This is a genomic window from Geoglobus ahangari (assembly GCF_001006045.1).
Taxonomy (GTDB): Archaea; Halobacteriota; Archaeoglobi; order Archaeoglobales; family Archaeoglobaceae; genus Geoglobus; species Geoglobus ahangari.
The window spans coordinates 847,186-872,789 of sequence record NZ_CP011267.1 but is presented as its reverse complement, the minus strand read 5'-3'; the positions used below and the strand labels follow the sequence as shown (position 1 = coordinate 872,789).

Here is a 25,604-nt window from a genome sequence, read left to right as displayed (position 1 = left end):
TTTTTATGCAATTCAAAATCACCTTTCTCGGAACTTCTGGCACAGTTCCGACTGTTGAGAGGAATCCATCCTCAATTTTCGTTTCTTTTGGTGGAGAGAAGATCCTTCTGGACTGCGGAGAGGGCACGCAGAGGCAGATGATGGTGGCCAAGACAGGTTTTGGTGTTAGCTCGGTTTTCATAACCCACATGCACACTGACCACTTCATAGGTCTCTTCGGGCTCATAGAGAGCATGTCGCTCAACGGGAGGGAGAAGCCCCTGTACATTTACTGCCCGGAGCCCCGATTTCTGAGGGGGCTCTTCTCCGAGTTTGGATACGACAGCCTCGACTTCAGCATAAGCGTGACGAGGCTCGATGATGGGGATGTCGTGAGGTTCCAGAACTTCAGCGTGGTTGCGTTTGAGACAGATCACATAGTGAGGAGCGTCGGATACATAGTCGTCGAAGACGACTTCTACCGCTTCTCTCCGGAGAAGGCGAGGGAGATAGGGATTCCCCCCGGGCCGGCATACAAGAAGCTCGCGAGCGGGCAGAGCGTGGAGTGGAACGAGAGGCTCATCACCCCCGAGATGGTGACCGACGGGATCGTCAGAGGGAGGAAGCTGGTTTACACTGGAGACACGAGACCGAGCGAGAAGGTCGTGAACGCTGCGATGAACGCGGACCTCCTCATTCACGACTCCTCGTTCACCTCGGACCTTCAGGAGTGGGCTGAGTACACGAAGCACTCAACAGCAAGAGAGGCTGCGGAGGTGGCCAAGAAGGCAGGGGTCAGGAGGCTCGTACTAACCCACATAAGTGCGAGGTATTCGAAGGACGCAGCACCACTCCTCTCCGAGGCGAAAAAGGTGTTCCCTAACGTCGAGGTAGCGGAGGACTTCATGTCGCTCGAGCTACACAGGGACAAGCCTCGATAGCATGATCTCGATCTGAGTGTATATCCCGGTGACAAGCAAAAAGACGAAGATCAGGATTATCCAGCCCGAGACTCTCCTCAGCCTCTCCCCGTACTCCGCGAAGATCCTCCTCTTCTCCCCGTACCTGAGTATCAGGCCGATTCCTGTTGCAATTCCGAATCCAAAGAACAGCATCGAGACTGCTCCCTCAACGCTCGTCGAGCTTATTGCGTTGTAGCTCAGAAGTGCACCGACTATCGGGCCGATGCATGGCGTCCATACCAATCCAAGCAGCGCTCCGAAGAGGAACGAGTCGGCTGGAAGCCTAATACTTCCAACGATCCTTGATGAGAAAACAGAGTATCTTGAGTAGAGGCTGTCGGAGACCATCACAACCCCGAAAGCCGCAAGCCCGGCATACGCGACTGCCCTGAAGATCCAGAGCTTTCCGACAAGGGAGACGAGGAAGCCCATGAGGACGAAAAACACGACCATCCCCATGACTATTGAGACTCCCCTCCTCCAGTCACCCTGAGCCCCGGCGAAAACGACTGGAACCATGGGAAGGACGCATGGGGATATGATTGAGACCAGTCCAGCGAGAAACGACAGCGCTAAGAGTGTGATCATCTCCCTATGTTGAGCTGCTGCTTTATAAAGCGGTCAAAAACCTTCGGAACCGCAACATCGTTCTCCACGATGTGAATCTCGGCCACCTCCTTCTCCACGTACTGGGAGGCGCGGATGATCTTTATGAACCTCTTGACATTCTCTCCGTTGAAAACCCTCTCCAGCTCGATTATGTTGTGGAATACCAGGCTTATGGAGGTCTCGATGTGCACGTCGTGAGCGTTCTTCACGAGGGTGAATATGCCGGCCCCATTGTCGGTGTTCATCCTGACCACGATGTTCCTGAGAAAATGTATAACCTTCTGCGGTGTGTGGTAGAGGAGCAAACCCGATATCGAGTCGAACGCGATGAAGTACTCATCGCCGAGGCTGTCGAGCGCCTTGCCGATGGCGATGCTCACCTCGTTCAGGTTCATCGGGTTGCTCACGATTATGTCTCTCCTCTCTACCTCAACCTTCTGATCCCACGTGTGGGTGTCCACGACCCACAGCTCACCGTCAAAGTCGACGAGCTTCCTCCTGACGTCAGGTGCGCTCTCCGTGGTGGAGACCCAGAGGGCCTTATCATAATAGCTGAGGTACTTGAGTATGAGTCTTGTTTTCCCGGTACCGGGCGAGCCCATTAGCAGTATCGAACCCATCCTACCACCCTCATGAATTTTAGATTTAAAAAATTTTTTATCGATTTCAGACTATCAAATGATAAATAATATATTCACGCCATCCTTTCTAAAAACTTCTCAAGCCGCTCCAGCATCTCCCTTATGCTCTCAACACTCGTCGCGTAGCTCAGCCTGACCCACGTGCCGTAGCTCCTGCCGAACCCAGAGCCAGGTGTGACGGCAACGTAGTACTCCTCAAGGAACCTCTGAGAGAACTCATCGCTGTCCATCCCGGTGTTCATGAACACGTAAAACGCCCCGTCAGGTGGGGCGTATTCAATGCCAAGGTCGTCGAGCCCCTTAACGAGCACGTCCCTCCTCCTCCTGAACTCGGAGACCATCCTCTCAACAAAGCTCTGATCGCCCTTCAGCGCAGCTATTCCAGCGTACTGAACGAACGTGGTGGGTGAGCTTATGGAGTGGGACTGGATCTTCCTCATCCTTTTTATTACCTCCTCCTCTGCAACAGCATAACCGAGCCTCCACCCTGTCATCGCATATGTTTTGGAGAACGCGTTGATCGTGATGGTTCTCTCAAACATGCCGTCAAAGCTCGCGATGCTGTGGTGGGTGCCATCGAATATTATCTTCTCGTAAACCTCATCCGCCATGACGTAGAAGCCGTGGTCGGATGCGAGGTCAGCCACCTTCTTCAGAAACTCCTTCGGATAGACAACTCCAATCGGATTGTTAGGACTGTTTACAACAACCATCTTCGTTTTGGGCGTGATGTGCTCCTCTATCTCAGCGGACTTGAACGTCTCGTCGTGCTTGACGAACACCGGCTTTCCACCTGCAAGCAGCACGCAGGCCTCGTAACTCACCCAGGCAGGCTCGAGCAGAATCACCTCGTCTCCCGGCTCGATTATGGCCTGCATCGCCTCGTATATCGCGTACTTCGCCCCTGCCGTGACAATCACATTCTCGGGGTTTGCCGGAATTCCGTTCTCATTCCTGACCTTCTCGGCTATCGCTTCCCTCAGCTCAGGTATCCCCTGTGCGGGGGCGTAGGTGGTCTTTCCCTCCTCGAGAGCCTTGCATGCCGCCTCGACTATGTGAGGTGGCGTGGAGAAGTCCGGCTCTCCGAGACCCATGTCTATGACGTCCTTACCCTCTCTCCTAAGCTGTCTCGCCCTCTCGGAAATTTTCATCGTGGCCGAAGGCTGTATGAGGTCAGCCCTGCTCATACTCCTTGAGCCTCCTCGCAAGCTTCACGGCAGCCTCAACCGCGCGTTTGGCGTAGTCAATCCTCTGCTGTGCGGCTATCCTGCCCATTCCCGGCCCGCTTATTCCCAGAGAAACCGGTACGCCATACTCGAGGCTCAGATCCATAATCTTTCTCGCAGCATGCTGGGCCACAACCTCGTCGTGCTCGGTCTCACCCTCAATCACGCAGCCCAAGGTAGCGATGGCGTCGACATTCCCCTTCTCGAGCATCTTCTTGAGCGCGATGGGTATGTCGAAAACACCCGGAACGCGAATGACTTCGGCAACCTCTGCCCCTAGGAACTCGGCATGCTCCTTGGCGAGAACCTCCATCATGTACGTGATGTCCCTGTTGAACTCGGCGACGACCAGACCAAGCCTAATTCTGTCCATACTCCAAGCTCGGTCTTTGAGTATATAATAATAACTACAAAGAAATACTAAAAAAGGAGGGAAAAAGGGAAGGGCGTCAGAACATGATTATCCCGCCGAGGTACATGAAGTAGGCCACGAATATCAGGGCAAGGAAGTACATCAGCGGGTGAACCTCCCTGTGCCTCCCTGCGACTATCTTGAGCACCACGTAGCTTATGAACCCTGCGCCAATACCGTCCGCGATCGAGTACGTGTAGGGGATCGTGACGAGGACGAAGAACGCTGGAAGAGCTTCGGTGAGGTCGTCGAAGTCAATGTCCCTCACAACAGTAAGCATGTAGAATCCGACGATCATTAGCGCCGGAGCGGTCGCCTGTGCGGGTATTATCTGGGCTATGGGCGAGACGAACAGTCCAACCGCGAGGAACAGTAGGCCCACAACGAGGGCGACCATTCCAGTCCTGCCTCCCTCCTCGATACCCGCTGCGCTCTCTATGTACGTCGTTACCGTTGAGGTTCCGAGGAGTGCTCCCAGTGACGTGCCGATGGCGTCGGTCAGCAGTATCTTCTCGCTGTCTGGGATGCTCCCGTCCTCCTCCATGAATCCCGCCTTCGCGCTGAGACCTGCGACTGTTCCAAGGGTGTCGAAGAAGTCGACCATGAAGAAGGCGAAGACGACACCTATGGCACCAACGCTCATCAGTCCTGCGAGATCGAGCTTGAACAGAGTCTTGTCGAGAGTCGGCAGAGCGAACAGGCTCTCCGGGGCCGGAGAAACTCCGAGAATGATGGCCGAGATGGTCGCAACCACGATCGAGAAAAGCAGCGCCCCGGGAATGTTCCTGACCATCAGCAGGAATGCCACCACAAGCCCAATCATCGCCACCCAGAACTCTGGCTTTGCGAAGTTCTCGGTTCCGAGGGTTATGAGCGTTGCCTGGCTGTCAACAACGATTCCGGCGGCCTTCATGCCGATCAGCGTGAGGAAGAGGCCTATACCCGCACCGATCGCGTACTTCTGGGATGGCGGAATGGCGTTGATCACCGCAGTCCTTAGCCCTGATACTGAGAGCACTATGAACAGGAGTCCCTCAACGAACACCGCGGCAAGAGCTACCTCCCACGAATACCCCATTCCGAGCACTACACCGTAGGTGAAGTAAGCATTCAGCCCCATTCCCGGAGCGAGGGCAAATGGCTTCCTCGCGTACAGGCCCATTATTATCGTGGCAATCCCCGCGGAGAGGGCTGTGGCGGTTACAAGGCTCGGAATAGCATCTTTACCAATGGCATCGCTGAGAATCAGCGGGTTCACGAATATTATGTATGACATCGTCATGAATGTCGTCAGACCTGCGAGCACCTCTGTCCTCATGTTTGTGTTGTACCGGCTAAACTCAAAATAGTCCTCCAAGGCCATGGTTGTAGCTGAGTGGGGAGTTTATAAAACTTTACGTAATCTTCAGGTATTACCGAAACGCTTTAAACTGTTGGTTATCAAAATGATAATTATGAGAGTCTGGCACATCCTGCTCATCGCTCTTGCAGTGACGCTGACTGCAGGCTGCGTCCAGCCGGGGATAAAGGACGTGCAGGCCCACTGGGGGGAGGTAAACGATCAGTACAGCGAACTGGTGGCGAACGTGGATATAAACAACCCCCTGCCCTTCCTTCCGCTGAAGGACGTTGAGTCCTACGTCTACATCAACGGAATACAGATAGCCCATGGGAATGCGATAGACATAGAGAAGGACAGGGTCGTCCTGAGCATAAAGATAGAGAACCAGAGGATAAAGGACATGTGGGTCAGCCACCTTCAGCATGGGGAAAATAGCGAGATGATGATAAAGATAGTCCCTGTCATAAACCTGCTGGTTTTCGACTACAGGTACCCGATCGAGGTGAGCCAGCAGCTGACGACGAACATGTTGGGGATGGGCTTCGAGGATCAGGTGGTGTCTGTTGGTGGAGTGGACATATTCGCATTCAGAGACATAAGGCTCGAACTCGGCAAGGTGGACAACCTCAGGACGGAGCTGGTGGTGAGCGGTACCGCGGAGAACAACGCCCCCGTGAGCATAGACATCAGCAAGATAGAGTACTCCATAGAGATGAACGGAATCACTATGGGCAAGGGCGTTGAGGAGATAAACCTGAACCTCAAGCCCGGAGAAAAGGAGAAGGTCAGGGTGCCCATCTACTTGGACAACACGAAGCTTCCGGAGTGGTGGGTGACGCACGTCAAGAACGGAGAAAAGACGACGGTTAAGGTGAACGCGAAGATATACGTGAGCTTCATGGGTGCTGAGTACCCGATACAGATCTCTCAGGAGACTCAGTTCGAGACGGCGATTGCCTCGTCGGTAAAAATTTAAAACACCCAACCAATTTTTTACCGGAGCCCCGTGGTGTAGCGGCCAATCATCCGGGCCTTTGGAGCCCGGGACCGGGGTTCGAATCCCCGCGGGGCTATGGTTTTTTAACATCTATAACCCCCAGATCTCTCCTTTACAGAAATTAAGAGCTTTTAATGTTTCTAACTTTTCCCCAAAGATTTAGCTAGATCGTGACCGCAGTTTAGCCAAGATGATCAATACGTTGAGTTATACTGTCACTGCTTCACAGCTGAAGAACTCCAGATGTTCGACGTGCTCAGATTTGAAGAGCTGAAGGATGCTTACGAACCTCTGCAGATTGACTACAGCGAGGACAATGCGAGAGAGGATGCCAGTGCGGTGCCTGATGAAACAGGGAAGTGAGTTAAGATCATGATGTCCTCGCTTGTTTAACTCTTTTGCATTCTGTTTGTTCTGTATTCTGTTTTTTCAGATTTGCAGATTCGTTTTCTTCTGTTAAGGCTTTATTCAATCCTCTACCAGATTAATCATGCTCACCCATCTTAGTATTTGGATATAGCATTACGATAATGTGTCATTTAAAACAACAATTTATTTTGAATTTAGTTTTATCATATCTCATGAAATTAATTTTTGAAAAGCTTTTAATAGGGCCGAAACAACTATTGATTGGATGTCTGGGTACGATTCAACCAAAATTATAGACAACACTCCTGGCAAGCTTCTCAAAGACGTTATAAAAGACAGACTGAAAAACTGTAAAGAGGCTAAATTTGCTGTTGGCTACTTTTTCCTGAGTGGTTTTGATCTTGTTGATGAAGATTTTCCCAAAGATGTGGACAGAAGACCGTTTTTGAAACTTATTATGGGCAACGAAACCACGCTGCCCACAAAAGAGGAACTGGTGTCTGGCTACAGTTTAAGGGAATTATTCAAGCAAAAAATGATAGAGGAATTACAATCCAAAGAATTAACAGAGCAGCAAATCAACCAGTTAAAGAGGTTGAGAGACTATATTGCGAACAATTTAATAGAGGTGAAGCTTTTTGACAAATCGAGGCTCCACGCCAAACTTTACCTGTTTTTAAAAGATTTGGAGGACAAATATGGTTCTCCGGGGGTGGCAATCGTTGGCTCGTCAAATTTCACTGCCGAGGGATTAATACAGAATAAAGAATTGAATGTGATTCTAACTGAGAGAGAAGACGTTCTATATCTCAATAATTGGTTTGATGAGCTCTGGGAGGAGGCTATAGACTTCAATGAGGATTTAATCAGAGTCATAGAAGTCTCAGGCGCAATTCCCGGGCTCAAATATCCGAAAATCGGGAAATATCTAGATCCTGAAACCCTATTCAAGTATCTTGTATACAAATGGACTGAAGGAAGAGTTCTCAACCTCACGAAAAAGGACATACTCCTCGAATTCCAGCTTGTAGGAGTTATGAATGCTATCCCAATCCTGAATCATTATGATGGAGTAATTCTTGCCGACTCTGTCGGGTTGGGTAAAAGTTTCATGGCATCTGCAATAATTCAGGAATTTTTGGTTGGAAAGTATCCTCACTGGAAACCGTCAGATAAAGAGTATCCGGCAGTTATGCTGATTCTTCCTCCGTCCTTGATATCCCAGTGGGAAGATTTGCTTGTTGGACGGGCAGATGAAAGAATGATGGAGAAGCTCGAGAGAGGGGAGCTTGTCAGAGTCAATTCGGAATATTTCCTGCAAAATATGTTCAAGAAGCTCGTTAAGGGGAGTTACAATCACAAAATCTACGAGATATATGATGAGAGCGGAACAAAACTCATCGGCAAAATTGCTTTCCTGTCTTTGGGGCTTTTCCAGAGATACAAGGCTGATTTAAAGAAGGGCGAAATTGACGAGGAATTGCTAAAGATGCGGGAAGAGTATGACTTATTTGTGATAGATGAAGCTCACAAATATAGAAATAAAAACACAAACAGATGGAAAGCTGTAAGAGCGTTGCAGAAGAAATCAAATGGCTTCTCGAACAAATTCTTGCTTCTAACGGCTACGCCTCTCAACAATACCATAGATGACCTGTATAATCTGATCAGGCTGTTTACGGATGATACTTTCCAGAGTTTCCAGAATAACAAATATAGCGTATCAGTGCCTGATCTAATCAGAGAATACAAGAAATTGAAAAAAGAATATGAAAAAACAGACGATGAGGGGATAAAGAAGAAACTCAAGGAGAAGGCTGCGGAGATTAAAAGAAAGGTTCTGGACGAAGTTATGATCCTAAGGACAAGGAAATACATAACCGAGCAGTTCAGGGGCCTAAACATAGTTTTCAAGGATCCCAAACCATACAGTATAGACTACTCCCCCTTCTATACACCCAAATTCAATGAGTTGGTGAGAAAAATTTCACGAAACATCGATAGGATAAATTTCGAACATACAAAGCTTTATGGAGTCAGATATATTGTGTTTGCAGATGATGAGGAGGAAGAATATAAGATAATTGAAATATCTGATTTATTCAAGCTTTTACTGGGCAAGAGACTTGAGAGCGGAGTATTTCCATTCGAAACCACATTGAGAAAAATATACGAGAAGGAAAAGGTGTTTTACACATTATTCAAAAAATCTGTAGAGAGAATAACAAGTCTGGATGATCTCAGGAATTTAATCGTTAAGGCCGTTGAAGAGGCGAAGATAAATAAGGAATTGGAGGATGTTGCAGAAGAATTTGAAGCAGAAGCTCAGGAAGAGGAGAGCTGGTTCGATAAGGTCGTTAAACTTCTGGTAGAATATGTTGAGAACTACAACCTTGAAGGATATTCCGGTGTTGAAAAAGTCAAAGTAGGCCTGAAGATTGCGCTTCACAACATGGAGCAGGATTTGAAGCTAATGGATGAGATATTTGACGCCCTCGATGCCCTCAAGGTTGGGGAGAACGGCGATTTCAAAGTTCTCGGAACAGTCCCAAAGGACGAAGATGAAATCATCGATACCAGAATTTACGTTTACGAGAACGATCCAAAGCTTGAGGCTCTGAAACAGCTCATGGTTAAACCGAAATACATGTCGGAAAAGCTCGGTATTGAGGAAAACCTCTACAAGAAGAAATTCATCATCTTCACCCAGTACAAGGATACCGCCTACTACCTGTACCACAATTTAAGAGAATGGATTGAACGGGAAATAGATCTGCACCCATGGCTCAAGGATAAGGCAGATAGGATTAAAATAGGGCTTGTCACCGGAGACACAGACACCGAAACCAAAATGAACTACATAAAGAGATTCGCTCCCAAAGCAAATTCAGGCGATGAAGAAGTGAGGAGATATGGCGAGATTGAGATACTGATTTCCACTGACGCATTAAGCGAGGGAGTTAATCTGCAGGATGCCGATGCAGTAGTCAATTTTGACCTGCCTTGGAACCCAATGATAATAGTTCAGAGAGTTGGTAGAGTTAACAGAATCGGAAATGACAAGGATGTCTACGTTCTCAACTTCACTCCTTCGAGGGAGATTGAGATCATTGTTGGAATTTTAAGCAAGCTTAAACAGAAAATAGAGGACATAACTCTTGTAGTCGGAAAGGAGTCGAAGATTCTCAGTCAAGAGGAAGATATAAGTGTTGAGACATTTGGAGAGAGAATTAAAAGCCTGTCAGAGCTTTCAATGACAGATTTAGAGGAATTTGGCATTTCTGATGAATTCAAGGATGTTGTCGAAGGCGGCATTCCTCAGGAGCAGGTGGATGAATACAAGCTCTGGAACATCATCCAGTATGAGCTTGGATATACGGATAAAGATTTTGAAGAGGTTAAAAATCTGGGAGATGGACCCTATTATACCTATATCCAGTCCGGAAATGGAAAGATTTTCAGCATCTACGAATTTTACCGTGGAGATTTCAGGATTGACAGGAAAATCATAAGCATTGGTAAAGAGGGCATAAAGCAGGAATCTCCTTTAGCACTCCTCGAACTCGTGAGAGGTAGAAAAATTACACCGTTCAAGCTTGATGAGAGTGCTGAAAAACTGAAGGAAATAGATAAACAGGCTGAGAAAGTTGTTGAAAAATTGAAGAGAGATTATCAGCCTGATCAAAAGGGATTTCTATACGGTCTTTATAATGCCCTTATAAGTGAGAAAGAAAAAGGCAGAGGACTCGAAAACTACAAGTCAGTGGTCAATACGCTAAAACTACTTGATTATCGACAATATTCAAGCCCCATTAAATCGTTGCTCGTTGAAAATAAGCTAATTGAAGTGGACAAAAACAATAACGTGAAAATCCTGAACCTTAAAGGTGTTGTGGATACACTTTACAGCCGTTTCCTCCAGTGGAATCTATCTCGAGTACCCTCTCTGAAAGTTGAGAAAAAGCACATAGGGTGGTTCTATGCCCAGTAAGGTGGAAGAGCTGAGAAAAGAGATTGAAAAGAAACTCAGCAAATTTGAGATGGATGAAGTAACAGTGGGCGAAAAAACGTATCCGCTCTACGTTTTTGATAAGGATGAAGACATCAACCTGTTTGAGGGGTTTTTGTATGCGAATGTGAATACTAAGGAAGAATTCTCGCTTCTTTCCAATTACAAACCACCTGTTAGCGGTTATGCCGGGAGAATTGGGATAATAATCTATAAAGATCACGAGATATACATCAAGGACTACAGAACGAACAAACAGATCAGGAAAACGATTTCCAAGCTAAATGAACTTTTCCTTAAAAAACTCAGAAAAGTCCTTGAAGAACCAAAGAGCGAGAACTTCTCTGCTCTATTCAGCAGATCTGATGTTATTGAGGAGTTTTATGTCCTTTACAAGAAGAGCAAAGAGTTTTTACTCGACAACATCAATGGAATTTCTGAAGAGGCGAAAAGGAAGGAGTTTGTGGACAATTTCATGATGCAGATGCTCACATTATGGTATCTGCAGGAGAAAGGCTTCTTTAATAGAGATAAGAGATATTTCATAACAAAATTCATGGATTTGAAGCAAAAAAAGCTTTTTGGAGGATTTGAAAGCTACTATGCTTTTCTCAGGCACTTCTTCAAGCAGATAAGTGGGTACTCTGATGAACCTTATGTTGAGGATGAGAGTATAGGCAAATGCGTCGTTATTGGACCAGCAGTATTTCTGAATGGTGAAGATAATCCAGTTATAGCCATCCCTGACAAGTGCTTCTACCAAGAGGGTGTTACTGAGAAGCTGGTGAATCTCACACCTAAAGGTAGAAGGAGAACAATATCTGAAGATGATATTGATTTTGACATTCCCTTGCTGAATCTCTTTGAAAGCAGGGACTGGGTTGATGGAGACATTGATGAATATGTTCTTGGCTCTCTTTACGAGAAACTGATGACTGAAGATAAAAGGAAAAAGACTGGGGCATATTACACTCCTGAAGAAATTACGTCATATATCTGCAAGAACACAATTGAGCCCTATCTGGTTGACAGAATAAACGAGGAATTTGGGAAAGATTACGGGAGCATAGACGAGCTGATTAATGCAGGAGACAAGGAAGGGCTGACGACTCTTTTTAATCTGCTGCAGAACATCAAGATTCTCGACCCCGCTGTTGGCTCAGCTCACTTCCTTGAGAGTGCAATAAATGTGCTTGTTGATATTTATAGGAAACTGAGAGATAGAGCAAAAGAGGTTGGAATTGAAAAACTTGAAATCCTTGTTGCGGATGAGGATGGAAAAATTAAGCCACTGAATTTGCTTGAGATTCCTGAGAAGGAGGGGCTGTTTGAGGTTTATGTGAAGTTCTTCATAATCCTCTCAAGGAACATATATGGTGTTGATATCAACCCTTCGGCATTAAAGGTTGCGAGAGCAAGATTATTCCTGACACTAGCAAGGCACTTCAACGTCAGTGCCGGCGTTTTCATCAGATTCCCAAATGTTCACTTCAATTTAAGGGAAGGAAATTCGCTCATCGGCTATGTGGACGTTCCGAGAGGACGAAAAGAGACTACGCAGGTAACCCTCGATTTCAACTTTGAAGACCATGAAATTCAATACATTCGGGAAATGATTAAGGTTGATGATGAGTTGAAGGAGTATCTGCCAGCAATTGCCAGATCTCTCAGGATTGAAGGTGATCTGGTCAGAGAAGTCGAGGAGATGAACCGCATTCTCGCATCAAAGAAAATCAAGTGGAGTGAGTTTGAGAAAGTTCTTAAGACAAAAGAGAAGATCATCAGAGTTTTGGTTGCCTCACTCAATTCGAAGTATGCGGTCAAGCTGAACAATCTGCTGAGAGAAATAACGAAGCTGTTCAACAGGAAGCTGGATGAGAAGTTTGCTGAGGAGTATGGGATTGATCTGGACAAACTAAAAAAATTGAAGGACATCCCTTGGGAAAGAAAGATGTTTCACTGGGTTTTCGAGTTTCCAGAAGTGTTTTTAGAGAAGAAGGGATTCGATGTAGTAATCGGAAATCCTCCGTATGGGAGATTAAAACAGATCATAGAAGATAAAAAAGAAAAGGACTTCATGTCGAAAATCTATGGAAAGCTTTACAGTTATCAGGTAGGAAACTTGAACCAATACAAGCTGTTCCTCGAAAGATCCTACTTCCTTGTCAGTAAAGGCGGATACTTCTCAATGATATTTCCGTCATCTTTCCTTGGAGAGAACGATTCAAAAGAACTCAGGAAGCTGTTCTTTGAGAAAGCAATGGTTAAGAAAATACTGGAGTTTCCGGAAAGGGCGAGAGTCTTTGAGGGAATTACGCAGGCAGTTACGATTCTCGTTTACAAGAAAGAAATTGCTGACCAAGATTACGAGTTCATGCTGAGAACGAATATCGAAAACAGGGATATGGTAGCCACTCTTTCTGATTTTGTTAACATCTCAAGGGACGATCTGAAAGCGTTAACTGGAGATGAATACAGAATCCCGCTGTTCACGAATCCCAAGATCGAGTGGGAGATTCTAAAACACATCTCGAAATATCCACCGTTTAAGGGCGATGAGAATAATCCACCGATAGGTGATGTTGGAGTAGGACATTTAGATGAAACTTTCGACAAAGAGTTCATGAGCGACGAGCCAGGAGATGATTTGCTGATTAAGGGGATTCACCTCGACAGGTATTTCGTGAATCTGGATCCAAATGGACCAAAGCCGAGGTGGATAAAGAACAAAGAGGAGTTTTTCAGAAAGAAGCCTGAAGCTAAAGAGAATATTAAATTTGAGAGAATTATTGGGCGAAATACAATAAACAAAGCTTCAAAACCGAGATTGAGATTTGCAATTCTTAAACCAGGATACGTGATAACAAATAATGTAAAATTCATAATTCTTAAAGATAAAAATATTTACAAGTTCTATTTGATTGCACTATTAAATTCTAAGATCTTAAATTGGAGGTTTGAGTTGTTTTCATTTCAGAATCGCGTAAACAATTACGAAGTTGAAGCACTCCCAATCCCAAGAATCCCACTGGAAGACCAGAAACCATTCATAATCCTCGCAAAATACATGCTTTTCCTGAAGCAGTATTACAACTATTTCGCAAAAGATGACAGGCACTTTCAGTATATCATCGATTACTTTGACAACCTGATAGACTGCCTCGTTTACGAGCTGTATCTCGGAGATGTCGTCAAGATTCCGATTAAGCCTCTTGTTAAAGATAAGCTAAGAGATATCGAGTTGCCTGACAACTTGCTTGAAGAGGATAAAAACAAAATCGAAAAAACACTTAATGAAATAAAAGAAGTCTTCAACACTCTTGAAAAGGACAAAGAGCTAAACGAGAACCTCTACTTGATGAAATTACACCCCTGGATTAAGCAGATCTACACCTCCCTTGGAGGGTAAAGATGAAAATAAAGACTTTGAGGTTAAATAACTTCAAAGGATTTGCAAATGAAATAGAGATCAATCTCAGAGGGAAGAATCTTGTCGTTTATGGCGAAAATGGTTCCGGGAAGACTTCGCTGGTAGAAGCGTTAAAACTCCCTTTTGACTCGGCATCAAGCGAAATAGAATTGGAAAGTTATGAAAATGTGTTCACTAAAGAGCCAGTAGAAATCTCTATTGAAACAACTGACGGAAAAACCATATCGTTAAAGACTAAACTTAAAAAGAAGGTTGACGATAAAGGAAATGAAAGATCAGTTATTGTTACAGATCCGGATAGCTATGATTCTGATGAAAAGACTTTTCTTGATGCGCTTTCGAGATCTACAAGCATTTTGAGTTATAGACAACTTATGAAAATCTACGATTTGAGCACTCCTGAAGACTTTTATGAACTTTTTGTTAAGAATGTAATGGCCCACTACCTTATCCCGCCAAGAGGTGAAAAAACATTAATTGAAGAACTTCAAGAACTGGAAGAGTTAAAAGAAAAAAGTCCCAGAGCCAAAAAGAGAATATTAGACAAAGAAGAATCAATTAAGAGTGAAATCAACAAAATTTTCGCTGAAATACATGAAATATGGAATAATTATGTTCGAAGATTAACAGGAGACAATATAGAAATTGAATGCTCAATTGAAGAACTTGGCAAGCTCAATTTCAACGTTAAATGGAATAGTAAGGATGTAAGCGATATTTTGACGTACCTAAATGAAGGCAGACTGAATGCGATATCGTTGGGGCTCTTTTTGGCATACTACAAGAGATTTAATGTTTCTAAATACAAGATGCTCTTGCTGGACGATGTTGTCATAGGATTGGACATGAATCTAAGAATCCCATTGCTGGACATACTTCGAGAAGATTTTGAAGACGAGTATCAGATTGTTATAACTACTTTTGATGAAAATTGGTTTAATCTAATGAAACAGTATTTAGACGGGAGCAAATGGGAATTTTTAAGGCTCGTTGTAAGAAAAACAGATAGCACAGATCTTCCATTTATCGTCGGTGTTGAACAGCAAGATTATTTAGATAAAGCAAAACAACATCTTAATAAAGGAGATATTCCAGCAGCAGCGCTCTATGTAAGGCTTGAATTCGAAAGAATTGTAAAAAATTTTGCAAAAAAGAAAAAATTAAAAGTTCCTTATGAATCATCAAATATAAGTGACATCTGGAATGAAGTAAAAGCACAATTGAATCGGGCGAAAACACTGATTAAGAGAGTAGAAACTTATCGATCCATTTTGTTAAATCCATCTGTGCATTACGATCCAAGACCAAAATATCTACGAGAGGTAGAATTTGCTATAGGTGTTGTTGAAAAGTTGGGAATAAAAATTAAAAAAGAATTAAACCGATAAAAGAAGTTGTCGGGGAGATTAGGGCTGATGAGGAAATAATGGGGCTGATTGAGAAAATTAAACAGCATGAGTGGGTGAGGGTGATTGAAGGGAGAAGCTGAAAGTGATAATTCTCTTGAAAAAAGCTCGTTGAACCCTATTGATGATATATTGGCAGCTTTAAACATTTTAAGGATAGCCACTAACACATCTGAATTCGAAAGTTGGTTAAAAACTCACCACAACAAAAATATGGACAGAATCCTTGCTGAAGGGTACAAATTCTTTGTTGTGTCTACAATTAGACTTATAATTAACCTAATAGAATTGGACTATTCTTTGGGGCTTGAGGAAGATTTCATTTTTTTCAGAGCCAGATTTAAAGGAATACCAATTGAAGATATACCGAATACTTCTGAAAAAACTGTGATCATCAAGAACATATGGTTGTTATCCAGGCGTTTAAGGAAAGCTAAAAATTGGGATGAAATTAGAGTATCCATTACGAGTTTAGATCCATTAATTAGACTATTTGAGGAACTATACAGGTTTGCTAAACCAACTATTGGAATAGACAAGGATTTAGCCCTAAATATTGCAACAAAATTTTATGCTTTTGTATATTTAAATGATGTACGGAGTGGGGTCCCACTTGGTTATATTTCGCCTGCAACAATTGGGACAAACTTATCGCCTAAATACCTCCAATTGGTCTTTAAAGGGTATGTTCTTACACTTCAATATCTTTGGTCTAAACTGCTTGGAGAAAATGATTTCAGAAAATCTTGCATAAAAGACCTTCACAAAATCACCAATACAAATTTTGAAAGCCATGAAGGCGACATTGGGAAATTGAATAAAGAATGGCTTATTTTGGATTCGTTTTTTGACAAAATACGTAAAGAAATTATAGGACCTTTAGAGAATGGCCTTGGTTTAGCTTTAGGTCTTGAGCCATTGCTAGTAATTGAGGCTATTGGCAAGTCAATTCTTAAACCTTTACTGTCTAAAGAAAATTTGCGAGAGCCGGATTACTTTAGAAGGAAAACTGTAGATGACATTAAAAAGTGGTTAGATTATAACCTTTTATGGTATGGTGTAGAAGTGTTAAGTTCTACAGGATCGATTTTTAGCGGCGTTCCAGCTTTTTTATCTGTTTTGGTTGGATTGGTTAACTTAGGTCGTGACAAAGTCCTCATCAGGATTTTTAGACATCCTGAAGGAGGGAATATGAACAGTTATAGTTATGGGATTTTGATTCCAGCATATGGTTCGATCGGAATTACAGATTATTCCGGATGGCTAATTTTCTTTGATAGCGCTACTGACTATTCTGGATTTGGAGGAAACCTATACAGGCAAGCGAAGAGATATATCGATATATTCAGAGAAAAGGATCTTATTGAAGTCGAGGAGGTAGAAATTGAGATAAACCTATTTAAAGAATATCTTAAGGATAGGTCTGTATCATCCGTTTTTGATAGAGTTATTACCGAAAGTCCATTTGGTAAAAGTGTTATCATCGATATAAACCAAATAGAAAATGAAAGGAGAAAATTTCAGGAAAATGTAAAGGGGCTTCTTTTCGAACTAATGGTGTACAAATGGGTTCAGGAGCAAGAATATTTTGAGGAAGTAAAACACAACTACATAGCAGATAAGGAGGAAATAGATGTTTTTTCCAAAAAAGGCAATAAAATATATCTTTATGAATGTAAGGTAGCGGTTCATAAAGATGAAATAATCAAGACATTAAATCAAATAAGTAGAAAAATATTGGTCTTAAGAAGCGAATATCCTGAATGCTCTATCATCCCAATCCTTGTAACGTATTTTCCATTACCTGCTGAGAGGACGAAATTTTTCGAGGAGCGGGGCATAAAAGTAATAGACGGATTTAACAAGAAAATTGAAAACTCTAGTTTCTTCTCAAAAGATAGGGTAAAGTTGGTTAAACAAATATTTGAATCGCAGAATGCTGACACTAAATTGGATTGTGACGCATAAACAGGAAACAGTATTTTCGATTTTTTGGTAACGGGACGGTAGATGAGGGTGTACAGATAAAAAGATAAACAAACTTAAACCCATAGAAAAGAAATCCCATTAGAAATATCAAGATGGGTGTTTTGGAACGTCAAAGTACTCTAAACTGAAAGATTATCTCCCAAATGTCTCCGGAAGTAGTGTTGTCCGGACATTTATATGGATGTAGCACACTTTTTGTCTTTTGGAAAGAGCAATTATTATAAAAGCTCAAAACAAAAATACAACATGGCCTACTGGCTCTGCATAACCAACGAAGAGAACTGGAAGGTTATAAAAGAGAAAAACATCTGGGGAGTGCCGGAGAGGCACAGAAACACCATCGCAAAGGTAAAACCCGGAGACAAACTCCTCATCTATCTCAAACAGGAAAGAATCAAAGACAAAATCAAAGAACCGAGAATTGTTGCAGTTTATGAGGCATTTTCCGAAGTTTTCAGGGATTCAAGCAAGATTTTCAAATCTCCAAAAGGCATGGGAAACGAAACTTTCCCTCTGAGAATCAAACTTAAGCCTGTTAAGATCTTCGATAAACCTGTGGAATTCAAACCACTGATCCCCAAGCTGAAGTTCATCACCAACAAGAAGAAGTGGAGCGGGCATTTGATGGGCAAGGCGATGAGAGAGATTCCTGAGGAGGATTACAAGCTAATCATGAGTTCGGCATGACGAAGAAAAAGGAGATTTACGAGAAACTGAAGAACAACCCAAAGAATGTCAGATTTGAGGAGCTTTGCAAGGCTGCTGAACTCTTCGGCTTCAAATTCAGGGGTGGCAAAGGCAGCCACAGAGTGTACGTCAGAGAAGGAGTTAGAGAGATTCTGAATTTTCAGAATGTAAAAGGCAAGGCAAAACCTTACCAAGTAAGGCAATTTTTAAAAGTGATTGAGAAGTATAATCTACTTGAGGAGGAGTGATCATGCACAAGTACACGATTGAGATATTCTACAGCGAGGAGGATGAGGGCTATATCGCTGTAGTTCCCGAGCTGCCGGGCTGCTCTGCCTTCGGTGAAACTGAAGAAAAGGCTTTGAAGGAGATTAAAACTGCCATTGAGCTGTGGATCGAAGCTGCGAAGAAAGAAGGCAGAGAGATACCCAAGCCGATGGGGAAGGAGTTGCTCAAGGAGGTCATGGAGAATATCAAAGCCAAGGTGGTTTGATGGGTGAAATTGTAGGCGTAACCTACCCAATCCCAAAGCGGTTCATGGATCGCTTCTTCAAGGAAGGCAAGGACGTTTTCGTTAAGCCCGCTACAGTCTGGAAGCAGCTAAAGCCGGGAATGAAGTTCGTATTCTATCAGTCTCACGAGGATACTGGGTTTGTTGGAGAAGCGAAGATCAAAATGATCCTCCTGCAGGAAGATCCGATGAAGTTCTTTGAGACTTTTGGAGATAGAATTTTCTTAACTAAAGAGGAGCTGAGAGAGTACATCAAATCTCAGGAGAGATGGGGGCATGGAAAGAAGAAGAGGAAGCTATGGATGGCTATTGAGCTTGAAGATATTAGGAAATACGATAAACCAGTAAAGCCAAAGAGGTTTGTGCCGGTTGGAGGGCAGTATTTGAGAGAATGAGTTATGAACTATAAAAAATACGTAGATGGTCTTTTTATTTTACTGATTCCAGCTTTTTTGTGTCTAATAATCTTTTATCTGGACCCAGAAATTAAAAAAGCCCTGACACTCAACACTGAAGACTACTCCATTCTAACCCTCTACACCACGAATTTTGTTCACTACGAGCCGGGACATTTGCTCAGGAATCTGTTTTATTATGCATTATTCGGATTTGTCTCAATGCTACTCTACAACCATCTTGATCATGATAAAATTTTCAGATACTCTTTGTTGGCAATTCTAATCGTTGTACCAATATTCAGTTCTGCGTATTCAATGTATATACTTTCCAGTTTCGGTGGGAGTGGGAACATATACGGCTTCTCAGGCATTACAGGTGCAGCGATTGGCATGTTTGGATATGCTGTGGCTCTGTTAATCTCGTTCGATAAAAAAGACAACATATTGTCTTATCTTTTCCTGATTTTCGCAACACTATACTTTTTTGTTTCCATGTATGTGAATACAATAGCTGTAATTCTTATACTGCTATTCATAACTGCCTTACCTTTAACAATGGTCGCTTGGAGACATGCAAGAGAAAAAGAAAAAATTAAGAGAATAGTAGTTGCCTACGTTCTGGCAATGTTTTACCTGTTTTTCCTTACATTAATGTTCCCAATCAGTATTGTATCAGGTGACAATGTTGTTAACATATGGGGGCACTTGAGTGGAGTTATACTTCAGGATAATGATACCTTTTCTATTGCACAGCTCAAGAATCAGTAATCTTAAAGCTGTCAGCTGAAAATATTCAACATGGGTTTCTACGGGAAACTACTGATCACATTCTTGACATTACTCGCCCTGACACTTCTCGGGTGCTCTCAAACCGAGGAAAGCCCCCAACTCACTGCAACTCCAACTCCTACTACCACATCACCCACTCCGCTCTCTACTCCATCACAACCTCCATCCCCGGAACAGACACCCATTCCTACACCAACTGCTGAAAAACTCTCAATTCTACCCGGCAAAAACTATACCGCAAGAGTTGTTTACGTTGTTGATGGCGATACGATTGATGTTCTCTTTCAGGATGGAACAAAAGAAAGAATCAGAATCCTTGGAATAGACTGCCCTGAAACTGACGCAAGCAGAAACAGGAAAGGCGAATATGATGGCATAGCTGACACGCAGTATCTCGCAGTCTGGGGCAGAAAGGCTGAAGAAAGGGCGAAAGAGTTGCTCGACGGAAAGCAGGTTGTTGTCCAGACAGACGATAAAGCAGAACCCAGGGACGTTTATGGAAGACTCCTGGCCTATGTTTACGTTAATGGTGTGGACTTCGGGGCTGTGATGATAAAGGAAGGCTATGCAAGATGTTACTATGAAGCGGAGTTCTCGAAGAGAGATCTTTACAGGCAGCTTGAAGAAGAAGCTAAGCAGAATAAAATCGGATTGTGGAACTACTCTCCACCCGTGGTCGAGATTCTCTCAGTCAATTACGATGCATGTGGTGAGGTGGATGACAGAGAGTGCCTGAACGACGAGTATGTGGTTATAGCCAATACCGGCAGCACTTCCGTATCGCTTTACGGCTGGAAAATACAGGATGAATCTGGCAAGTATTACATCTTTCCTGACGTTGTTCTCGATCCCGGAGAGCAGGTGATTCTGCACACCGGCAAGGGTTTGGACAACTCAACGGACATCTTCTGGAATTCTGGAAGGGCTATATGGAACAACGATCACGATACTGCCTACCTCTACAACAGCGAAGGGGAGCTGGTGGATAACTATGAGTGGTAAGGTGGTTTGACGTCTGCGAATGAAATTTGGGGATAAATTTTAAATATTACTTTTGTAATATATATTGCAATGGATAGTCTATTTAAATCCCTGCTTGGAACTTTGCAGAATTTAATAGAAACTCTGATAGACGCACCTGAGAAAATTGTGGATTGGCCACTCTCCCTCATTTTGCCAAGTGGAATTTTAATTACCTCTCTCGTAATTGGTATATTTTTACAAGCGGTTGGATTTAACCTGTTGGGATCAGCTCTTGTGGGAATTTCTACTTTTATAGGGGACCTGTCTACCAAAATTGGCTTGGTACTCCTCCAAATTGCAATCTATATGATTCCAGTATTGTTTATTGCAAAATTAATTTACGGCATAATTAGAGCTTTTCAGTAGGCTCACGTTAAATTCACCATTCTACTTTCACCTTACACCCATTTCTCATCTTAACCATTACAACCAAGTGTAATGGGGTTCAAATAGAGTACAACATTTCATCATTTCATTTTAACAGAACCTGCAGGACCTCATCTAACAAACAAAATCTCAAATTTTCGAGATCAAGGAAATCTATGGCCTCTATGGCTCTGTTACTTTTTCTGAGGAATTCTCTATCGTCTGTAACAAAAACGATTGGTTCCTAGGTTTTAGCACTGTAAACTGCAGTCTCAATAAATATCTCTTGATCAAAGTTGTCCCTGAACCTGATACTGCTGGATTTTAGCGCATCCAAGATTTTTTCGAAGAGCTCTAAGTCTCTGTCGTCGCTTCTGTTTATTTTGTACACTTCGGAGTCAATTACAATGTCGAGTTCATCCATTTTCTTGGCTATGAAATTGATGATTCTGTCAAATTCCATGAGCTCTCTAAGCATCTTTGACACTTCTTCGAAAACGTGGTACGGGTCTCTGTACTTCTCCCAGCTTTTCAGAGCGAATTTCGCAACGTATCTGTTAAAATTGTTGTATCGCGGTCGCTTTCTGTCAAGATGTTCAATCAGTGTGTCGTAATCAATTTTTTCAGATCTGAGGAAAAATTGAAAAGTGTATACAACACCTCCTAGCTACTATCCCAAACCTTAATCAACCCCCCGTAAGAACACACCCCATGCACTCCATCGCAATAAACGATGCGCTCTGCTACATAAACGGTGAATTTACAAGAGCATCAATTGGTATCGACGGAAAGAGGATATCCAAGGTCTCAAAGCAGGAGCTGAAGGGAAAGATTACCTTCACTGGGAAAAACATGATCGTCATCCCCGCATTCTTCAACGCCCACACTCATGCTGCCATGACCCTGCTGAGGGGTGCTGCTGAAGACCTTGAGCTCAGCGAGTGGCTGAGAAACGTCTGGAGGCTTGAGAGGAAGATGACTGCCAGCGACATTTACTGGGGAACAATGCTCGCGATCGTTGAGATGATAAGGAGTGGAATAGCAGGCTTCAGCGACCTGTACATCTTCATGGACGAGGTTGCCAAGGCTGTTGGAGAGAGCGGAGTCAGAGCTGTCCTCTGCTACGGAATGGCGGATAGGGGAGACGAGGAGAAGGCGAGAAGAGAGCTCGAAATCGGGGAGAAGTTCATCAGGGACTGGAACAACTCCTTCGATGGAAGAATCACAGCAATTTACGGCCCGCACGCCCCGTACACCTGCACTCCAGACTTTCTCAGAACAGTTAAGGAGAGGGCAGATAAGATAGGGACGAGAATTCACATTCACGTCTCCGAAACACAATGGGAGGTTGAGGAGATAAAGAGCAGGTACGGGACAACTCCGGTCAGGCTTCTCGACAGGATTGGATTTCTGGACAGCAACGTGGTCATAGCCCACGGAGTGTGGCTGGATGACGAGGAGATAGAGATACTGAGGAGGAGGGGTGTGAGCGTCGTCCACAACCCGGTAAGCAACCTGAAGCTCTCCTCGGGAATCGCACGGGTGAGGGACATGCTCGAGCGCGGAATCAACGTGGCGCTCGGGAGCGATGGCGTGGCGAGCAACAACAGCTTCAACTTCTTTCAGGAGATGAAGTTCGCCTCACTTCTCCAGAAGGTGAAATACATGAGGGCCGATGCGGTCAAGGCGAGGGATGTTATGGATATGGCCACCGCCAACGGATATGCTGCGTATGGAATCGAGGGTGGGAGGATTGAGGAAGGATACCTCGCAGACCTTGCGATCCTGTCAAAGTCGCCCCAGTTCTACCCGAGCTACAACCCCCTCTACAGCCTCGTGTACTCGGCCAGCGGAGAGGAGGTGCAGCACCTGATTGTCAACGGAGAGATCGTGATGGAGGACAGGGTTGTGCTCACCATTGACGAGGAAAAAGTGACAGACAAGGTGGAGAAGATAAAGGAGAAGTTCACTTCCTGAGCCTTTGCCCCGCTGCGAACCCCTCCCTGAGTGCTTTAACGTTGAGATCCCTTATCTTTTCCGGCATGACATCAGCTATTGCCATTTCGACGGATTCAATGCTGAGCGGCAGGCCGAGCCCTATCAAAGCGCCTGCCATCACCACGTTTGCGGCCTGAATGTTCCCGAGCCTTTCCGCGATCTCAGAGGCATTTATGAGGTGGATGTTCTCCGTGACCCCCTCAACCCTCTCGAGGATCTCATCCATCGAGGGGTACCTCGCATCTCCTGTCGAGACGGAAGGTGGAGATATGGGGCGGGTGTTCATCAGCACGACAGTATTTTCGTTCATGTACTGCCCGTACCTGAGCACCTCGACGGGCTCAAGAGATGCTATGAAGTCAGCATGTCCGTAGGGGATGAGCGGAGCCCTTACATCGCCAAACCTCAGGTGCACCTCCACGCTCCCCCCACGCTGGGCCATTCCGTGCGTCTCTGCCGAAACAACATTCAGCCCCTCGTACATGCCCGCTCTCGCCAGAAGTCCGGAGGTCGTGAGCACACCCTGCCCGCCAACCCCTACAATGAGGACATTCACCTTCACGATATCACCTCGCAGGCTTTATTGCTCTGTAAGGACACACCGCAGCACAGACACCGCATCCGGCGCAGAGTGCTGGGTCTATCACGGGCCTTCCGTCCTGAATGTATATGGCCGGACACGTGAACTCCCTGACACACTTCATGCACTCCATGCAACCCTCGCCCACCTCGAACGGGGTTATCCTTATGCCCTTGGCCTTCCTCTCCCTGTTCCAGAGGATCGCGCACGGCTGCTTGGACACTATCACCGCGGGCCCGTCGTGCTTCAGCGCCCTCCTCAGCGCGTCCTCCATCGCCCTGATGTTGTAGGACTTGACCACCTCCACGAACCTGACCCCTATCGCCCTGCAAACGTCCTCAATCCTCACCGCGTGCCCCTTCTCCCCGCAACCTCTTGCATCAACTCCCGGGTGGGGCTGGTGTCCCGTCATGCCGGTCGTGGAGTTGTCCAGAACCACGAGCACGAACCTGTTGCCGTTGTAAACAGCATTGACGAGCGGCGGGATGCCGGTGTGGAAGAACGTTGAGTCGCCGATGGTGGCGATTATCGCATCATCAAGCACGTAGCTCAGGCCGTTGGACGTTCCAACGCTTGCTCCCATGCAGATGGTTATGTCCACAGCCTCGAGCGGCTTGTTTATCCCGAGCGTGTAGCAGCCGATGTCGCTGGGGAGTGATGCGTTGCCGAGCTCGTTCACCACCTTCCTGATCGCGTAAAACGTCGCGGTGTGGGGACAGCCGGGGCAGAGAACAGGAGGTCTCGGAGGGGCAATCTCGGCCATGCTCTTGGCCGTTTCGAGGAGGTGAGCATAATCGTAGCTCTTTCCTCCAAGCCTCGCAATTCCCTTCTGGACGATCGAGACGTTGTACTCGAAGTTCTCTGGCAGGTAGCCGTCCATCTTCCCGTGAACCTCCACGTCAAGCTCCTTAGCCATCGCCCTCACCTGAAGCTCCACCACCGGGTCAACCTCCTCAACCACCAGCACCTCGTCGAGGTTAGCGAGGAAGTCGGCGATGAGCTTCCTCGGCAATGGGTTCATCGACGAGAGCTTGAGGACAGGCATCTCAACGCCAAGGTTTTCCAGTGCCTCGACGGCATAGTTGTAGCTCATTCCGCACGCGATTATTCCCCTCTTCCCATCTGCCTCGTCCACCCAGTTAATGTCTGAGCTCGTGAAGAAGTCCTCGAGGTCTGCGAGTTTCTTCTGCAGGATTGGCTTCAGCCTTCTCGCGTGTGCTGGAAGCACGACGTCGGTGTCAGGGTGCCTCTCCCACCTGACTTTCTTAAGCCTCTTCTCCGGAATCTCGCCCAGCTCCACGATACCACTCGAGTGGCTCAGCCTCGTGTAGCTTCTGAGTATGAAGGGGAGTCCAAAGCGCTCCGATAGGTCGAAAGCGAGCTTGACCATCTCCTTGGCCTCTCCCACGCTTGATGGCTCGACGACCGGCACCTTCGCGGCTATCCCGTACCACCTGTTGTCCTGCTCGTTCTGGCTGGAGTGCATTGAGGGGTCGTCTGCCGAGACGCAGACGAAGCCACCCCTTGCCCCGACATAAGCGAAGCTGAAGAGCGAGTCTGCCGCAACATTCAACCCGACATGCTTCATCGCGGTCATTCCCCTCTTGCCCGCAAGCGACGCACCTATCGCCACCTCAAAGGCCACCTTCTCGTTCACAGCGTACTCCATCCTGTACTCCATCCTTCCTCTCAGGTGCTTGCAGGCAGAATTGAGCGTGTCGGTTATTTCGGATGATGGTGTGCCGGGATAAGCGGAAAAAACATCTATTCCCGCCTCGATTGCACCCCTCGCAATCGCCTCGTTGCCGAGAAGAAACACCCTTTTCCCCGGCTCGTCAAGTATGACATCCTTTAACATGCTCTTAAGGGCGGGAACTCAGC

22 protein-coding genes and 1 tRNA gene are annotated in these 25,604 nt (G+C 45.2%); 15 read left to right on the top strand and 8 right to left on the bottom strand.

Going from position 1 to position 25,604, the window contains the following annotated elements; genetic code table 11:
* Positions 1–5 precede the first annotated feature (5 nt).
* A complete protein-coding gene (locus tag GAH_RS05105) occupies positions 6–920 on the top strand; it encodes a ribonuclease Z (protein WP_048095081.1) in 915 nt (304 codons plus the stop codon).
* Here GAH_RS05105 and GAH_RS05100 read toward each other — a convergent pair.
* The 5 genes from GAH_RS05100 to GAH_RS05080 form a co-directional block, all read right to left on the bottom strand.
* Entirely contained in the window at positions 897–1,529 is a 633-nt protein-coding gene (locus tag GAH_RS05100) for a cytochrome c biogenesis CcdA family protein (protein WP_048095080.1), read from the bottom strand. The two genes, GAH_RS05105 and GAH_RS05100, sit on opposite strands and share 24 nt — an antisense overlap.
* Positions 1,526–2,170 carry an RAD55 family ATPase gene (locus GAH_RS05095; protein ID WP_048095078.1) on the bottom strand — a complete coding sequence of 215 codons (645 nt, stop codon included), beginning with the start codon at positions 2,168–2,170 and terminating at the stop codon, positions 1,526–1,528. Before GAH_RS05095 ends, GAH_RS05100 begins: the two co-directional genes overlap by 4 nt.
* Before the next feature lie 74 nt (positions 2,171–2,244).
* Positions 2,245–3,378, bottom strand: coding sequence for a pyridoxal phosphate-dependent aminotransferase (locus GAH_RS05090; protein ID WP_048095076.1), 1,134 nt, complete (start codon positions 3,376–3,378; stop codon positions 2,245–2,247).
* Entirely contained in the window at positions 3,365–3,790 is a 426-nt protein-coding gene (gene ribH / locus GAH_RS05085; RefSeq protein ID WP_048095074.1) for a 6,7-dimethyl-8-ribityllumazine synthase, read from the bottom strand. The genes GAH_RS05090 and ribH overlap by 14 nt, the downstream gene beginning before the upstream one ends.
* A gap of 76 nt (positions 3,791–3,866) precedes the next feature.
* Positions 3,867–5,192 (bottom strand): NCS2 family permease, encoded by a 1,326-nt coding sequence (locus GAH_RS05080; protein WP_048095073.1) that lies wholly within the window; start codon positions 5,190–5,192, stop codon positions 3,867–3,869.
* Positions 5,193–5,283: 91 nt separating this feature from the next.
* On the opposite strand from GAH_RS05080, the gene GAH_RS05075 reads away from it, so the two are divergent.
* From GAH_RS05075 to GAH_RS05015, 13 genes are all read left to right on the top strand, one after another.
* Entirely contained in the window at positions 5,284–6,147 is an 864-nt protein-coding gene (locus tag GAH_RS05075) for an LEA type 2 family protein (RefSeq protein WP_048095072.1), read from the top strand.
* A 24-nt stretch (positions 6,148–6,171) separates the two neighbouring features.
* Positions 6,172–6,244 (top strand) — tRNA-Gln (locus GAH_RS05070).
* 558 nt (positions 6,245–6,802) lie between these two features.
* Positions 6,803–10,528, top strand: a complete 3,726-nt coding sequence (locus tag GAH_RS05065; protein WP_048095071.1) for a helicase-related protein — start codon at positions 6,803–6,805, stop codon at positions 10,526–10,528.
* Entirely contained in the window at positions 10,518–13,955 is a 3,438-nt protein-coding gene (locus GAH_RS10335) for an Eco57I restriction-modification methylase domain-containing protein (protein WP_052747769.1), read from the top strand. Before GAH_RS05065 ends, GAH_RS10335 begins: the two co-directional genes overlap by 11 nt.
* Before the next feature lie 2 nt (positions 13,956–13,957).
* The gene (locus tag GAH_RS05055) at positions 13,958–15,364 is read left to right on the top strand and encodes an AAA family ATPase (protein WP_048095070.1); all 1,407 of its coding nucleotides are present in this window, start codon (positions 13,958–13,960) and stop codon (positions 15,362–15,364) included.
* Positions 15,365–15,448: 84 nt separating this feature from the next.
* Positions 15,449–17,350: a hypothetical protein gene (locus GAH_RS05050; RefSeq protein WP_156967396.1), complete on the top strand. Its 1,902-nt coding sequence runs from the start codon at positions 15,449–15,451 to the stop codon at positions 17,348–17,350.
* 267 nt (positions 17,351–17,617) lie between these two features.
* Positions 17,618–18,058, top strand: coding sequence for an EVE domain-containing protein (locus GAH_RS05045; RefSeq protein ID WP_048095066.1), 441 nt, complete (start codon positions 17,618–17,620; stop codon positions 18,056–18,058).
* Complete coding sequence (locus GAH_RS05040) at positions 18,055–18,306, top strand: type II toxin-antitoxin system HicA family toxin (RefSeq protein ID WP_048095061.1); 252 nt, start codon at positions 18,055–18,057, stop codon at positions 18,304–18,306. The genes GAH_RS05045 and GAH_RS05040 overlap by 4 nt, the downstream gene beginning before the upstream one ends.
* A 2-nt stretch (positions 18,307–18,308) precedes the next feature.
* Entirely contained in the window at positions 18,309–18,551 is a 243-nt protein-coding gene (locus GAH_RS05035) for a type II toxin-antitoxin system HicB family antitoxin (protein ID WP_048096763.1), read from the top strand.
* On the top strand, positions 18,551–18,964 hold the full coding sequence (locus tag GAH_RS05030) for a DUF365 domain-containing protein (RefSeq protein ID WP_048095060.1): 414 nt from the start codon (positions 18,551–18,553) through the stop codon (positions 18,962–18,964). Before GAH_RS05035 ends, GAH_RS05030 begins: the two co-directional genes overlap by 1 nt.
* 3 nt (positions 18,965–18,967) lie before the next feature.
* The gene (locus GAH_RS05025) at positions 18,968–19,735 is read left to right on the top strand and encodes a hypothetical protein (protein ID WP_048095059.1); all 768 of its coding nucleotides are present in this window, start codon (positions 18,968–18,970) and stop codon (positions 19,733–19,735) included.
* A 30-nt stretch (positions 19,736–19,765) separates the two neighbouring features.
* On the top strand, positions 19,766–20,758 hold the full coding sequence (locus GAH_RS05020; protein WP_052747768.1) for a thermonuclease family protein: 993 nt from the start codon (positions 19,766–19,768) through the stop codon (positions 20,756–20,758).
* A 69-nt stretch (positions 20,759–20,827) separates the two neighbouring features.
* The gene (locus GAH_RS05015; RefSeq protein ID WP_048095057.1) at positions 20,828–21,145 is read left to right on the top strand and encodes a hypothetical protein; all 318 of its coding nucleotides are present in this window, start codon (positions 20,828–20,830) and stop codon (positions 21,143–21,145) included.
* Positions 21,146–21,389: 244 nt separating this feature from the next.
* Here GAH_RS05015 and GAH_RS05010 read toward each other — a convergent pair whose 3' ends face one another.
* Positions 21,390–21,623, bottom strand: coding sequence for a hypothetical protein (locus tag GAH_RS05010; RefSeq protein WP_048095055.1), 234 nt, complete (start codon positions 21,621–21,623; stop codon positions 21,390–21,392).
* A gap of 233 nt (positions 21,624–21,856) precedes the next feature.
* Between GAH_RS05010 and GAH_RS05005 the strand changes: the two genes are divergently transcribed.
* Entirely contained in the window at positions 21,857–23,122 is a 1,266-nt protein-coding gene (locus tag GAH_RS05005; RefSeq protein WP_048095054.1) for an amidohydrolase, read from the top strand.
* Here the strand turns inward: GAH_RS05005 and iorB are convergent.
* Positions 23,112–23,705 (bottom strand): indolepyruvate ferredoxin oxidoreductase subunit beta, encoded by a 594-nt coding sequence (gene iorB / locus GAH_RS05000; protein WP_048095053.1) that lies wholly within the window; start codon positions 23,703–23,705, stop codon positions 23,112–23,114. The genes GAH_RS05005 and iorB overlap by 11 nt on opposite strands.
* Before the next feature lie 4 nt (positions 23,706–23,709).
* Entirely contained in the window at positions 23,710–25,581 is a 1,872-nt protein-coding gene (gene iorA / locus GAH_RS04995; RefSeq protein WP_048095052.1) for an indolepyruvate ferredoxin oxidoreductase subunit alpha, read from the bottom strand.
* Between the last annotated feature and the right edge of the window lie 23 nt (positions 25,582–25,604).

Coding starts and splice junctions, on each gene's coding strand:
- GAH_RS05105 (WP_048095081.1), top strand. CDS start 6: ATGCAATTCAAAATCACCTTTCTCGGAACTTCTGGCACAGTTCCGACT.
- GAH_RS05015 (WP_048095057.1), top strand. CDS start 20,828: ATGGATAGTCTATTTAAATCCCTGCTTGGAACTTTGCAGAATTTAATA.
- GAH_RS05035 (WP_048096763.1), top strand. CDS start 18,309: ATGCACAAGTACACGATTGAGATATTCTACAGCGAGGAGGATGAGGGC.
- GAH_RS05065 (WP_048095071.1), top strand. CDS start 6,803: ATGTCTGGGTACGATTCAACCAAAATTATAGACAACACTCCTGGCAAG.
- GAH_RS05040 (WP_048095061.1), top strand. CDS start 18,055: ATGACGAAGAAAAAGGAGATTTACGAGAAACTGAAGAACAACCCAAAG.
- GAH_RS05020 (WP_052747768.1), top strand. CDS start 19,766: ATGGGTTTCTACGGGAAACTACTGATCACATTCTTGACATTACTCGCC.
- GAH_RS05010 (WP_048095055.1), bottom strand. CDS start 21,623: ATGCTTAGAGAGCTCATGGAATTTGACAGAATCATCAATTTCATAGCC.
- iorA (WP_048095052.1), bottom strand. CDS start 25,581: ATGTTAAAGGATGTCATACTTGACGAGCCGGGGAAAAGGGTGTTTCTT.
- GAH_RS05080 (WP_048095073.1), bottom strand. CDS start 5,192: ATGGCCTTGGAGGACTATTTTGAGTTTAGCCGGTACAACACAAACATG.
- GAH_RS05095 (WP_048095078.1), bottom strand. CDS start 2,170: ATGGGTTCGATACTGCTAATGGGCTCGCCCGGTACCGGGAAAACAAGA.
- GAH_RS05025 (WP_048095059.1), top strand. CDS start 18,968: ATGAACTATAAAAAATACGTAGATGGTCTTTTTATTTTACTGATTCCA.
- GAH_RS05090 (WP_048095076.1), bottom strand. CDS start 3,378: ATGAGCAGGGCTGACCTCATACAGCCTTCGGCCACGATGAAAATTTCC.
- GAH_RS05075 (WP_048095072.1), top strand. CDS start 5,284: ATGAGAGTCTGGCACATCCTGCTCATCGCTCTTGCAGTGACGCTGACT.
- GAH_RS05030 (WP_048095060.1), top strand. CDS start 18,551: ATGGGTGAAATTGTAGGCGTAACCTACCCAATCCCAAAGCGGTTCATG.
- GAH_RS05045 (WP_048095066.1), top strand. CDS start 17,618: ATGGCCTACTGGCTCTGCATAACCAACGAAGAGAACTGGAAGGTTATA.
- ribH (WP_048095074.1), bottom strand. CDS start 3,790: ATGGACAGAATTAGGCTTGGTCTGGTCGTCGCCGAGTTCAACAGGGAC.
- GAH_RS05005 (WP_048095054.1), top strand. CDS start 21,857: ATGCACTCCATCGCAATAAACGATGCGCTCTGCTACATAAACGGTGAA.
- GAH_RS10335 (WP_052747769.1), top strand. CDS start 10,518: ATGCCCAGTAAGGTGGAAGAGCTGAGAAAAGAGATTGAAAAGAAACTC.
- GAH_RS05055 (WP_048095070.1), top strand. CDS start 13,958: ATGAAAATAAAGACTTTGAGGTTAAATAACTTCAAAGGATTTGCAAAT.
- GAH_RS05100 (WP_048095080.1), bottom strand. CDS start 1,529: ATGATCACACTCTTAGCGCTGTCGTTTCTCGCTGGACTGGTCTCAATC.